Annotated in this window: 15 protein-coding genes; 1 reads left to right on the forward strand and 14 read right to left on the reverse strand. The window is 62.8% G+C overall.

Going from position 1 to position 12,352, the window contains the following annotated elements; genetic code table 11:
• Window positions 1–3: 3 nt before the first annotated feature.
• The 3 genes from tviB to E7681_RS02680 are packed head-to-tail and all read right to left on the reverse strand — an operon-like array spanning window position 4 to window position 3,293.
• Window positions 4–1,272, reverse strand: a complete 1,269-nt coding sequence (gene tviB, locus E7681_RS02670; RefSeq protein WP_136337705.1) for a Vi polysaccharide biosynthesis UDP-N-acetylglucosamine C-6 dehydrogenase TviB — start codon at window positions 1,270–1,272, stop codon at window positions 4–6.
• Window positions 1,265–2,293: an acyltransferase family protein gene (locus E7681_RS02675; RefSeq protein WP_136337706.1), complete on the reverse strand. Its 1,029-nt coding sequence runs from the start codon at window positions 2,291–2,293 to the stop codon at window positions 1,265–1,267. Before E7681_RS02675 ends, tviB begins: the two co-directional genes overlap by 8 nt.
• A complete protein-coding gene (locus E7681_RS02680; protein WP_136337707.1) occupies window positions 2,283–3,293 on the reverse strand; it encodes an NAD-dependent epimerase/dehydratase family protein in 1,011 nt (336 codons plus the stop codon). Before E7681_RS02680 ends, E7681_RS02675 begins: the two co-directional genes overlap by 11 nt.
• Before the next feature lie 234 nt (window positions 3,294–3,527).
• Here E7681_RS02680 and E7681_RS02685 point away from each other — a divergent pair, with 234 nt between their 5' ends.
• Window positions 3,528–3,857, forward strand: a complete 330-nt coding sequence (locus tag E7681_RS02685) for a hypothetical protein (protein ID WP_136337708.1) — start codon at window positions 3,528–3,530, stop codon at window positions 3,855–3,857.
• 30 nt (window positions 3,858–3,887) lie between these two features.
• Here E7681_RS02685 and E7681_RS02690 read toward each other — a convergent pair whose 3' ends face one another.
• The 11 genes from E7681_RS02690 to E7681_RS02740 form a co-directional block, all read right to left on the reverse strand.
• Window positions 3,888–4,301 carry a hypothetical protein gene (locus E7681_RS02690; RefSeq protein WP_136337709.1) on the reverse strand — a complete coding sequence of 138 codons (414 nt, stop codon included), beginning with the start codon at window positions 4,299–4,301 and terminating at the stop codon, window positions 3,888–3,890.
• Between the two features lie 439 nt (window positions 4,302–4,740).
• Entirely contained in the window at window positions 4,741–5,307 is a 567-nt protein-coding gene (locus E7681_RS02695) for an antibiotic biosynthesis monooxygenase (protein WP_136337710.1), read from the reverse strand.
• Between the two features lie 2 nt (window positions 5,308–5,309).
• Window positions 5,310–5,504, reverse strand: a complete 195-nt coding sequence (locus E7681_RS02700; protein ID WP_136337711.1) for a 2-hydroxymuconate tautomerase — start codon at window positions 5,502–5,504, stop codon at window positions 5,310–5,312.
• A gap of 4 nt (window positions 5,505–5,508) precedes the next feature.
• A complete protein-coding gene (locus E7681_RS02705) occupies window positions 5,509–6,276 on the reverse strand; it encodes a 2-keto-4-pentenoate hydratase (protein ID WP_136337712.1) in 768 nt (255 codons plus the stop codon).
• The gene (gene dmpG, locus E7681_RS02710; RefSeq protein WP_136337713.1) at window positions 6,273–7,292 is read right to left on the reverse strand and encodes a 4-hydroxy-2-oxovalerate aldolase; all 1,020 of its coding nucleotides are present in this window, start codon (window positions 7,290–7,292) and stop codon (window positions 6,273–6,275) included. Before dmpG ends, E7681_RS02705 begins: the two co-directional genes overlap by 4 nt.
• A 1-nt stretch (window position 7,293) precedes the next feature.
• The gene (locus E7681_RS02715; RefSeq protein WP_136337714.1) at window positions 7,294–8,235 is read right to left on the reverse strand and encodes an acetaldehyde dehydrogenase (acetylating); all 942 of its coding nucleotides are present in this window, start codon (window positions 8,233–8,235) and stop codon (window positions 7,294–7,296) included.
• A 4-nt stretch (window positions 8,236–8,239) separates the two neighbouring features.
• Complete coding sequence (locus E7681_RS02720) at window positions 8,240–9,034, reverse strand: 2-keto-4-pentenoate hydratase (protein ID WP_136337715.1); 795 nt, start codon at window positions 9,032–9,034, stop codon at window positions 8,240–8,242.
• A 9-nt stretch (window positions 9,035–9,043) separates the two neighbouring features.
• Window positions 9,044–10,507 carry a 2-hydroxymuconic semialdehyde dehydrogenase gene (locus tag E7681_RS02725; protein ID WP_211089757.1) on the reverse strand — a complete coding sequence of 488 codons (1,464 nt, stop codon included), beginning with the start codon at window positions 10,505–10,507 and terminating at the stop codon, window positions 9,044–9,046.
• A gap of 32 nt (window positions 10,508–10,539) precedes the next feature.
• Window positions 10,540–10,971 (reverse strand): GlcG/HbpS family heme-binding protein, encoded by a 432-nt coding sequence (locus E7681_RS02730; protein ID WP_136337717.1) that lies wholly within the window; start codon window positions 10,969–10,971, stop codon window positions 10,540–10,542.
• A complete protein-coding gene (locus E7681_RS02735; RefSeq protein ID WP_136337718.1) occupies window positions 10,971–11,891 on the reverse strand; it encodes a catechol 2,3-dioxygenase in 921 nt (306 codons plus the stop codon). The genes E7681_RS02730 and E7681_RS02735 overlap by 1 nt, the downstream gene beginning before the upstream one ends.
• Window positions 11,892–11,915: 24 nt before the next feature.
• Window positions 11,916–12,296 carry a 2Fe-2S iron-sulfur cluster binding domain-containing protein gene (locus E7681_RS02740; RefSeq protein ID WP_211089758.1) on the reverse strand — a complete coding sequence of 127 codons (381 nt, stop codon included), beginning with the start codon at window positions 12,294–12,296 and terminating at the stop codon, window positions 11,916–11,918.
• Window positions 12,297–12,352: the final 56 nt, after the last annotated feature.

A 12,352-nucleotide genomic window follows, 5' to 3' on the forward strand; every position in this document is an offset into this window, starting at 1 on the left:
GGCTCAGAGCCTGAGATCGCTGGAGGTAATGTCGAAGACGTTCTTCAGGTCGAAAAACACGCTGTTCTGGTTCGCCAGTTCCCGAATGCCCGGCGCGCCCATCTCGCGGAACGCTTGGTGCGCAACCGCAAGGATAACACCGTCATACTGGCCGGGTTCCAGAACCTCGACCGGGGTAATCCCGTATTCGTGCTGCGCCTCGGCGGCGTCGACCCAAGGGTCGTGCACGGCGACATCGACGCCAAAGGTCTCAAGCTCGTGGATCATGTCGACGACGCGGGTGTTGCGCAGGTCGGGGCAGTTTTCCTTGAAGGTCAGGCCCATGACCAGCACGCGCGCGCCGTTCACCTGGATCTTCTTGCGCAGCATAGCCTTGACCATCTGGCCCGCCGCATAGGCGCCCATCCCGTCATTGATGCGACGGCCCGCCAGAATGACCTGCGGGTGGTAGCCCTCGGCCTCGGCCTTGTGGGTCAGATAGTACGGGTCCACGCCGATGCAGTGGCCGCCGACCAGACCGGGGCGGAAGGGCAGAAAGTTCCACTTGGTTCCGGCGGCTTTCAGAACGGCTTCGGTGTCGATGCCCATCTTGTTGAAAATGATGGCCAATTCGTTGACCAATGCGATGTTCAGGTCGCGCTGCGTGTTCTCGATCACCTTGGCGGCCTCGGCCACGCGGATCGATTCAGCCATGTAGGTGCCGGCCTTGACCACCTGCGCGTAAAGCGCGTTCACCTTCTGCGCCACCTCGGGGGTCGAGCCCGACGTGACCTTCAGGATATCCGGCAGGCGGTGCAGCTTGTCGCCGGGGTTGATCCGCTCGGGGCTGTATCCGGCAAAGAAATCTACGTTGAATTTCAGACCCGAGACACGCTCCAGCACCGGCACACAGTCTTCCTCGGTCGCGCCGGGGTAGACGGTGCTTTCGTAGATCACGATGTCGCCCTTCTTCAGCACGCTGCCAACGGTTTCCGAGGCGCGGATCAGCGGCGTCAGGTTGGGGCGTTTATGGGCGTCGATCGGCGTCGGCACGGTGACGATGAAGATCGTGCAATCGGCCATGTCCTTGGGATCGGCCGAGTAGGTCAGATGCTTCGCCTGCGCCAGCTCTTCGGCGTCGACCTCCAGCGTGCTGTCCACTCCCGCCTGCAACGCGGCGATGCGGCCCAAATTGATGTCGAAGCCGACGACGGGGCGCTGTTTGCCGAACTCCACCGCCAGGGGCAAACCGACGTAGCCCAGACCGATGATGGCAATCCTACTCTCACTCATTTACGCACGCCTTTCCGAAAGAGGAGTCACGGCGCGACACAGGGGTCAGAACCCGCAGCGCCGGAATTTCATACAGCAGATGATAGGCAAGCCCGACCGCAAGTCCGCTGAAACAACAGGCGGCGAAGGTCAGGCTCCAGCCGGCCGGGCCAAACACCCGGGCGACCAGCGACATCAAGGGGTTATGCACCAGGTAGATCGCATAGGACGCCGCTCCCAGCAGTAACAGAGCCCGGGGAATCGGGATCCGGCTGCTTTGTTCCAGCAAGGCGGCGGACAGGATGCCACCGGCGAAGGCCAGACCCATCAGGACGCGGTGCGCCTCGGGGATGGTCAGATAGAGCGCCCACAGCGCGGCCCCGGCCAGCGCGGGCCATAGTGCCATTCGGCTCGGCAAGCGACGAAAGAGCCAAGCGGCAGTCATGCCGGACAGAAACTCAAGCACCAGCGGGTTCAGCAGGTAGGTGCTCAGGGCCTTGGGCAGTGCGATATGCGTCACCCAGGCCAGGCACACCGCAAAAGCCCAGCCAGCCGCCAGAACGCGCAAGGTGCCACTGAAATGGCCGATCAGGAAGAACAGGTAGAAGCAGATCTCGAACACTAGGGTCCAGGCCACCGACAGCGCCGGCGGTTGTGCACTGGGCAGCAACGTCAGCGAGGTCAGCCACCCCCAGTCACGATTGGCCTGCGACAGGCCCGGCACCAGCAGATACGCGGCGATCATGGCCAGCGCGACCGGGTAATAGGGCACAAAGATGCGCCGCAGCCGCTTCAGCAGATAAGAACGTGCCGCCTCGGTCGTGCCGGGATCTGATCCATGCACGAAGTAGATGATGAACCCACTAAGAACAAAGAAGAAATCAACACCATTGGCGCCCCATTCCAGAGCCTCTCCAAGGTTGTTGTTGGCAAAGGCATCACTGGCCTGCCCGGCGTGATGCAAGACAACCGCCAGCGCCGCCAGACCCCTGCCCGCTTGCAAGGTCAGCAGAGGCCCGTGCGGATGTCCATCATTTGCCATGATAGTCCCGGAACCATTGGACAAAATTCGCAATACCTTCGCGGAAATCCGTCTGGGGCTGATAGCCGGTCAGGCTGCGCAGCAAGGACGTGTCCGCCCACGCATCCGGCACATCGCCCATCTGCATTCCCATGTAATTGCGGATCGCCTTTTTCCCCAGGCAATTCTCGATCTCGTCGATGAAATCCAGCAGCTTGATTCGGTCCGAGTTGCCAATATTCACGATCCGATACGGCGCAACCGGGCTGAGGCTGTCGCCCTCGGGCACCACTCCATCGGCGGGGCGCACCGGAACCGCATCGACCAGCAGGCGGATCGCGCGGACCAGATCGTCCACATAGGTGAAATCGCGGCTCATCTGGCCGTTGTTGTAGATGTTGATCGGGCGGCCATCCAGGATCGCATCGACGAACATGAACAGCGCCAGATCGGGGCGGCCCCAAGTGCCGTAGACGCTGAAGAAGCGGAACATCGTCACCGGCAGGCCCCAGAGGTGGGCGTAGGAATGGCCCATGCTCTCGGTGGCCTTCTTGGTAGCCGAGTAAATCGTCAGCTGGGTGTCGGCCTTGGCGGTCTCGACAAAGGGCATATCCTCGTTCGCGCCGTAGACCGAACTGGTGGATGCCATCAAAAGATGCTGCACATTCAGGCGCTTGGACATCTCGAGGATGTTGAACGTGCCGACGACATTCGCGTCGATATAGGTGCGCGGATGCTCCAGGCTGTGGCGAACGCCGGCCTGCGCGGCCAAGTGAACGACGATCTCGGGCTGGAATTCATCCGAGACGCGGTTCAGCAGGGCGTCATCCTCCAACATCCCGACGGTGGCCGAAAAGTTGGGGTTTTCCAACAGGATCTGGTGGCGGCGGTTCTTCAGATTGACGTCGTAATAGTCGGTCACACCGTCATAGCCGTGAACACGAAACCCCTCTTGCAACAGTAGTTTCGCCAAGTGGAAGCCGATGAATCCGGCCGTGCCGGTAATGAGCACGCGACGCATATGTGAACCGTTTGCTAATGTTGCCTGATACAGCCCCGCAGTCCGGGGACGTTGTTTTTGTGGCGACAGAATCGCACAGACGTCAGGGGAAAAGCAATCGCGGATTCCCGGCAAATGACCATTTGATCAAAGAAAAAACGACACAGTCGGCAGAATTTTCCGCAGGCGGGAAGGTTTCATTCAACCTGTCCGTTTATCGTGCTATGATTTCGGCAATAATAATGGAGATCGAGCATGTTTTTCAGAGTTTTGGCCATTCTGGCCGCGGGAAGTGCCGCCCTGCCCGCGCTGGCTGGCCCGCGCGAGGACGAGGCGATGCGCATCGCCAAGGCGAGCCGCATGTGTGGTGACCAGAAAATCCTGCGGGCCGAGTTCCGCCGTCATGGCAACGTTGGCGTGTTGTGCGATGGCGCCGTCCTGCCGTCCGCAGAGGCCGCAGACATGGGCGAGGCGACCAACTTTGTCCCGCTGATCGGCGGTCTGGTGCCCCTGCTGGGGCTGGGCGGCGGCGCGCTGGTGATTGGTGCGCTTGGTGGCGGGTCCAGCACGTCTGACACGCAGTAACGCGTAAGTCACTCGATTAGTTGAGATTTTTTAGCACTGCTGCACGCCGTAATGGATCAGCTGCGCGCCGGTCAGGGTATAATAGCCGTCCGCTTTGTAGCGGCCCGTGCTCATGTACCAGTCGCGCAACCGGTCGGGGTAGTACGAGGCGATGACCTTCGACCAATACTCGAACTGTTTCGGTTTCAGCGGGCGGCCGTAATAGCTGGGGCCGTGGAAACCGAATTTCGTGGCGGGATGAACGCAGACGTCACCGGCGCCCAGATACATCGTGCAGGTGGACAGGCAGACCTTGCCGCGGATTTCGACACGTTGCTGACGCCGCTGGATCGTAGCGATTTCCTGGGCGCGCGCGCCGACGACTCCGCCCCGATCATTATGCACAACGCGCACCAGCATCGAGGACGTCCCCGCCTGAACCGGCGAGTAACCAATTGAAATCATAGCACAAACACAGACGAATAGGCGTAGAAAATACACCATCGTCATGCGCAGGCAGCTGTGCGCAGTCTTTGTCATTGTCGTGTCTTTCCACGGAACCCATTATGCGATCCCCATCGCGACGGTCCCGTTTCTATAAACGGCTAAGCAGATACCCTGACCTTAGGGAATTAAGGCCAAGCTTGCCAATATTTTGTCACAGTCTGGCTGCGGTGAAATCAATTAGTATATTGTTTTTAAACAGTATTTTATTTATTCTCGTTTTTCGAGAGTGCCCAATTTTCGCCACAATCTGGCCGATTTTCGGCCAAAAGGCCCCAATCTGGAACGAATCCGGAAACAAATCACCCCGCCGGGTCAATCGACCGGACGGGGTGTTCAGATCTGCTTCATCCCGGAAATTGTAAGATTTCTGGCGGAAATCGTACGCCGGATTCGGGCCTCAGGCGAACAGCCAGCCGCGCAGGGCGCGGGTGACGCGGGGCATTACCAGATAGGTCATCAACAATACCTGGATCACCGCGATCAGCAGGGTGCGCGACCAGTGCGGCCAGTCGGTCGTCAGGGGCAGGATCGTCAGCTGCAACGGGAAGACGATCACGAAAACGACGACGATCAGCGTCACCGCCATCTTCCACTGCGGGGCGTGCTTGGCGGCGGGCACCTCGGGCAGGTCGAACCATGCCTCAAGGCCGGTGACGCGGCGGGTTTCCGCCTCGCCCACGACGATGCCGTCCAGCTGCGCGACCCAGGTCTGGCGGGTTTCCGAGCGTTCCCACGCCTGACAATGCGCCCAGCTGTCGAAACGGTAGATCAGCACATAGCGCCCGTCGGTCGAGCCCGAGGGCCGCAGGATGTTCACGCCCATATGGCCGGGGAAATCGGCGGCGGCGGCGGTGATGCCGTGCAGCCAATCCTCGTACTCGGCCTCGTGCCCGGCGATCACCCGGCGCGAGATCGAGACGGTAACCGGGCCTTCCTGGCCCGGTTCGACGGTCAGGTCCGACATGGTCAGCTTCCCTTGATCGGGCCCTTCGGCTTGCCCGCGATGCCCCAGTTTTCGCCGGGGATTTCGCGGATGCAGACGCGGATGGTCTCGATCGGGGCGCCGACAGCCTCGACGGCGGCGTCGGTGAGTTTGGCGATGAGGGCGGCCTTTTGTTCGGTCGTGCGGCCCTCGACCATGGTGACTTCGATCAGCGGCATGTTGTTACTCCACCACGTTGAAAGCGACGGTGCCCATGTTCTGGACATCCAGGGTGACGGCCTGACCTGCGGCCATCGGAATGGCGGCGGTTGCCCCACCGGCCAGCACGATGTCGCCGGGGTTCAGCGTTTCGCCGGCCGAGGCGACCATGCGCGCGGCGGACACCAGCGAACGCACGGGATGACCCAGGATCGCGGCGGTGGAGCCGATTTCGCCAGCCACACCGTTGATCGACAGGATCATGCCGAGGTTCGAGATGTCAATGTCGGGCGCGTGCCAGTTGCCGATGATGAAACCCGACGAGGACGAGTTGTCAGCGATCACGTCGCCCACGTCGAACTTGAACGCCTTGTAGCGGCTGTCGATGATCTCCAGCGCGGGGGCGACGGCCTGAACGGCGGCCATTGCCTCGAGCGCCGAGACGTTGCCGGACAGGGGTTTGCCGATCAGGAAGGCGATCTCGGGCTCAACGCGGGGATGGACGTATTTGGCCATGCTGACCTCTCCGCCTTCTTCCTCGCGCATGGCGTCGGTCAGACGGCCCCAGAGCACGTCATCGACGCCGACCTGCAGCTGCTTGGCGCGGCTGGTCAGGCCCATCTTGATGCCGACGCGACGCTCGCCGCGGGCATAGCGGCGCTGTATGGACTGGGCCTGCACGGCATAGGCTTCGTCCACGCTCAGCGGTTTGGTGTCGGAGAATTGCGGGATCTCGGTCGCGGTGCGCGCGGCCTCGTCCACGATTTCGGCGAGTTTGGCGATGTCGGTCATTCCGCTGCCTCCTTGGCTTTGATCATGTCCAGAGCCACGTCGACGATCATGTCCTCTTGCCCGCCGACCATCTTGCGGCGGCCCAGCTCGACCAGGATTTCGCGAGTGTCCAGACCGTAGAGATTGGCGGCCTTTTCGGCGTGACGCAGGAAGGACGAGTAGACCCCGGCATAGCCCAGCGTCATGGTTTCGCGGTCGACGCGGACGGGGCGGTCTTGCAGCGGGCGGACCAGTTCCTCGGCGGCGTCTTGCAGTTTGAACACGTCGCAGCCGTGTTCCCAGCCGTAGAGATCGGCAACGGCGACGAACGCTTCGATCGGGGTGTTGCCGGCACCGGCACCCATCCCGGCCAGCGAGGCATCGACGCGGAAGGCACCGTGTTCCACCGCGACGACCGAGTTGGCGACGGACAGCGACAGGTTTTCATGCATGTGTGCGCCGCGCTGGGTTTCGGGCTTCAGCACCTTGTTATAGGCGTCGAAACGCTCGGCCACGTCCTTCATGGTCAGACGGCCGCCCGAGTCGGTGCAGTAGACGCAATCAGCGCCGTAGCTTTCCATCAGCTTGGCCTGCTGGGCCAGCTTTTCGGGGGTGTTCATGTGGGACATCATCAGAAAGCCCGACACGTCCATGCCCATGTCCTTGGCTGCCGCGATGTGCTGGGCGGCGACGTCGGCCTCGGTGCAGTGGGTGGCGACGCGGACGGACTGAACGCCCAGATCGCGGACGCGCTTCAGGTCTTCGATGGTACCGATGCCGGGCAGCAGCAGGGTGGTCAGCTTGGCGGTCTTGCAGACCTTGGCGGCCTCGGAGATCCACGCCTCGTCGGTGCATTTGCCGAAACCGTAGTTGAAGGTGGAGCCGGTGATACCGTCGCCGTGGGCGACCTCGATCGCGTCGACGCCAGCCTCGTCCAGAGCCTGAGCGATGGCGCGGACATGGCCCAGATCGTATTGGTGACGGACGGCGTGCATGCCGTCGCGCAGGGTCACGTCCTGGATATAGAGCTTGGTCATGTCAGGCGGCCTCCACCCAGTTGCGTTTGATCGACAGGCGTTCGGCGGTTTTCATCGCCGCGCTGGTCATGATGTCCAGATTGCCGGCATAGGCGGGCAGGTAGTGGGCCGCGCCTTCGACCTCGAGGAAGATCGAGACCTTCAGCCCGGTGAAATCACCGCCCATTTCGGGGATGTGCAGCGGGCTGTTCGAGCCGATATGCTCGAACTGCACTTCCTGCTTCAGACGGTAGCCGGGGACGTAGGATTGCACGTCTTCCACCATCTGGTGGATGGAGGCGCGGATTTCCTCGGGGTCGGCTTCGTCGCACAGGCAATAGACCGTGTCGCGCATGATCATCGGCGGCTCGGCGGGGTTCAGGATGATGATCGCCTTGCCGCGACCAGCGCCGCCGACGGCCTGAATGGCGTAGGCGGTGGTTTCGGTGAACTCGTCAATATTCGCGCGGGTGCCGGGACCGGCCGAGCGCGAACTGATCGAGGCGACGATTTCGCCATAGCGCACGGGGCTGACGCGGTTCACGGCGGCGACCATCGGGATGGTGGCCTGACCGCCGCACGTCACCATGTTCACATTCGATTCAGTCAGGTTGGCGTCGATGTTCACGGCAGGCACGGTGAAGGGGCCGATGGCGGCGGGGGTCAGGTCGATGACTTGCTTGCCGTCCTTTTGCAGCACCTCGTTGTGGCGCTTGTGGGCACCGGCGCTGGTGGCGTCGAACACGATGCGGATGTCGGCGTAGTTGGGCAGCTTGGTCAGCCCTTCGATGCCTTCGTGGGTGGTGGGCACACCCAGACGCTTGGCGCGGGCCAGCCCGTCCGAGTCGGGGTCGATTCCGACCATGGCACCCATTTCCAGCACCTTGGACATCCGCATGATCTTGATCATCAGGTCGGTACCGATATTGCCCGAACCGATGATGGCGCATTTGATTTTGCTCATCTGCTTATTCCTTCGCAAAAGCGGCGCGGACCGAGCCGAGGCAGTTGATCCGTGCTTCGAAAACGTCACCGGGATTGGCGGGAACCATCGGCCCCAAAGCGCCCGACAGAACCACATCGCCCGGACCCAAAGCGCGACCAGCCTTGGCCATCGTGCGGGCCAGCCACAGGGTGGCGTTCAGGGGGCTGCCCATGCAGGCGGCACCGGCGCCGACGCTGACGGGCTGGTTGTTGCGGGTCATCACCATGCCGCACATGCGCTGATCGAAATCACCGACGCGCTTGGGCGACTGGCCCAGCACGTAGACCCCGGACGAGGCATTGTCGGCGATCGTGTCGGTGATGCGGATATCCCAGCCAGCGACGCGGCTGCCCACGATCTCCAACGCCGGGACGACGTAACCGATGGAGGCCATCAGATCGACCATCGTGATGTGCTGCCCGGTCAGGGGGGCGGCGATGACATAGGCGATCTCGGCCTCGACCTTGGGCTGGTGCAGGCGCGACAGCGGGATTTCCTCCCCGTCCATATACTCCATGTCTGCGAACAGCATGCCGTAGTCGGGCTGGCCGACGCCCAGCTGGTTTTGCACGGCCTTAGAGGTCAGGCCGATCTTGCGGCCCGACAGGATGCGTTCCTCGCCGCCCAGCCAGCGCTTGGTGTTGATTTCCTGCACGGCATAGGCGGCGTCCACGTCGCCCTCGGCCAGCAGATCACGGATGGGCGCGCCGGGCACGCCGGTTTCCCAGGCCTGCCACAGACGGTCGGCGGCCTCGTGGATTTTGGATTGGTCGGTCATTGGTCGTCCTTAGAGTTTCACGCAGACGTTGGTGAGTTCGGAGTAGAATTCGAGGCCATGCACGCCGCCCTCGCGGCCGATGCCCGAGTGTTTCGAGCCGCCGAACGCGGTGCGCAGGTCGCGCAGGAACCACGAGTTCACCCATGCCAGACCCACATCGATCTGACGGGCGACGCGGTGGGCGCGGGTCAGGTCTTCGGTCCAGATGGCGGTGGCGAGGCCATAGTCGGTGTCGTTGGCCATCTTGATCACCTCGTCTTCTGTGTCGAAGGGGGCGATATGGCAGACCGGGCCGAAGATCTCCTCGCGCACGGCGCGGGCGGTTTCGGGCAGGCCGGTGAAGATGGTGGGCTGCACCCAAGCGCCGCCTTTCAGATCGTCGGGCATGTCGGGGACGCCGCCGCCGGTGATGACGGTGGCCCCTTCGGCCTTGGCGATCTCGTAATAGGACAGCACCTTGGATTTGTGTTCCTGGCTGATCAGCGGGCCCATGTTGGTCTCGGGATCAGCCGAGGCACCCAGTTTCATGCCCTCGGCACCGGCCTTCAGGCGGGCGACGAATTCGTCGAAGATCGGGCGCTGGACGTAGACACGCTCGGTGCCCAGGCAGACCTGACCGCAGTTGGCGAAGACCGAGCGCATGGTGCCCTCGATCGCCTTGTCCATGTCGGCGTCGGCGAACACGATCCCGGCGTTTTTCCCGCCGCATTCCATCGAGACCTGACGCAACCCCTTGGCCGCCGATTGCATGATGATCTCACCCGTGCGGGTTTCGCCGGTGAAGGTGATCGCGTCCACATCCGGGTGCGCGGTCAGGTAAGCGCCCGCGCTGTCGGGGCCGAAACCGTGGACCACGTTGAACACACCCTTGGGGATGCCCACGGTGTTCATGACCTCGCCCAGCAGGGTGGTGGTCAGGGGGGTTTCCTCGGACGGTTTGACGATCACGGTGTTGCCGGTTGCCAGCGCCGGGCCGACCTTCCACGTCATCAGCAGAAGCGGCAGGTTCCACGGGCTGATGACGGCGACCACGCCCTTGGGCCGGCGCACGCCATAGTTCAGCGCGCCGTTGCCGTCGGGGGTGTCGAGCATGAAGCTTTCGGTCGGGACGTTTTTCACCAGATCGGCGAAGATCTTGAAGTTCGCAGCCCCGCGCGGGATGTCGATATGCGAGGCCAGCGATTTGGGCTTGCCGGTGTCCAGAATCTCGGCCTCGAGGAATTCATCGAAGCGGCGGTTGATCTCGTCGGCGACGGCGTGCAGCAGGGCGGCGCGTTCGGCCTGGGGCATGTAGCCCCACGGGCCGGTCAGCGCGGCACGGGCGGCGGCAACGGCGGCGTCGATCTCGGGCTTGAGCCCCTCATGCACGACGCCGATCTTCTGCCCGGTGGCGGGCGAGATGTTGTCGAAGGTCCGCCCCGAAGTGCCGGCGGTAAACTCGCCATTGATGAAGTGAAGTGCGTCCCTGGCCATGGTTGTCAGCCCGTCTTTCATGTGTCCAATCCTCAATCCTGCGCCAGACCGATGGCCGACAGGCCCGCCTTGGCGCAGATCTCATCCTGCTGGGCCGAGGCACCGGACACGCCGATGCCTCCGACCAGTTCACCCTTGCTGCGAATGGGCAGCCCGCCCTGAAACAGGGCCACGCCGGGTTGCGCGGAAATGCCCGCCAGCACCGGTGCATCGCCCGAAAGCGCGTCATAGAGCGCCCCGGTGGGGGCACCGAAACCCGCGGCGGTATACGCCTTGTCGCGGGCGATCCTGCCCGAAGGCAGAAAGGCCCCGTCGCCACGCAGGAACGCGATCTGGTTGCCGCCCGCGTCCACGACGCAGACGTTGATGGCGACCCCCAGTTCGGTGGCCTTGGCCACGGCGGCGCCCACGGCGGCATGGGCCGCCGCAGCCGTCAGCACCTGTGCGGGACGGAGCACCTGCATCAGGTCACCACCGACAGGAAGGCATCGTTCAGCTGGCGTTCGTAGTAGAAGATGCCTCGGCCGACGTTGTTGTGATCCCAGACGCGGACCGGGTGGTCCTTGTAGGCGGTGTAGCCACCGGCGAAGACCTCGTTACGGTTACCCGACGGGTCGAAGAAATAGATCGTCTGACCACGGGTGATGCCGTGACGGGTCGGGCCGACATCGCGGCTGATGTCATAGCGCGACATCAGGTCGGCGGCGTGGCCGATGTCGTTCCAGTTCTCAAGGAAGAACGCCAGATGGTGCAGCTTGCCCGGCTCGGGGTGGTTCACGAAGGCGATGTCGTGGGCCTTGTTCGAGACGGTCATCCAGATCGCCAGAGTGCCGTCGGGCAGGTCCACGCGCTCGGGCAGGTGGAAGTCCAGCACCTGGGTGAAGAATTCCTCGACCTTGTCGATGTTCGGGCCGTACAGCAGGCAGTGGTCCATCCGCTGGGCGCGCATGCCGCGCGGCTCGGATTTCCAGATGTAGGGGTTGCGGGTGTCGGGCGCCTGATCGGACAGGTCCATATGGGCGAACAGTTCGATCCGGTGGCCCGAGGGAACGGTGAACCCGATGCGCGCACCGGTGCCGGGCTGTTCGCCGGCGGGGACATCATCGACCTCCAGCCCGTAGGCCTCGATCCGCTTGCGGAAGGCGTCGACGCTTTGCTGGCTGTCGGCCTTGAACGCGAAGAAGTCGATGCCGGCGGTGTCCGCCTCGCGCAGGACGACCGAGTGGTGATGGAATTCGTCGTACCCTTTCAGGTACACGCGGCCATCTTCGCCCTTGCCGACCATATCCAGGCCAATACGTTCGACGTAGTGGGTGATCGCTTCGTCCATATCCAGAACGCGGATCTGGGCGATCCCCGGACGCAGCAGTCCTTCTTGAGACATTGGTAATCCTCCTACCCTTGGTTCTCAGTTTTGCCCTTTGGGTGCCCGGCGGGGCCCCAGAAAGGCGGATTCAATTTCCATGTCGCTTTGCGGGTAAATCCGGCAGGCCAAGGCATAGCCCTGAGCCTGTTCGGCCTCGGTCACGTGGGCGCGGCTCATCTTGGCCGTGGTGTAATCGCCCTTGGTCACCTTTACCCGGCAGGCGCCGCAGCCGCCCTGCCGACAGCCGACGCGCACCGGCTGCAGCCGGGAGTCGGGAAATGCCTGCTCCATCGCGATCAGCACCTTCTGCGATTCATCGCAGGTGACGGGGCGATCGGCCCCTTTGAAACGGATGGTAAAGCTACGGGTCATGGTTCCATCGGCCATCGCGTCCCCCTCCTTCGCTTGGCGTTGGGGGATCATGGTCTTGGGCAATATCGTTTGTCAAATAAAAAAACGATATTTCTATTGGTGATCAT

This window comes from Thalassobius vesicularis, from assembly GCF_004799325.1.
GTDB lineage: Bacteria > Pseudomonadota > Alphaproteobacteria > Rhodobacterales > Rhodobacteraceae > Thalassobius > Thalassobius vesicularis.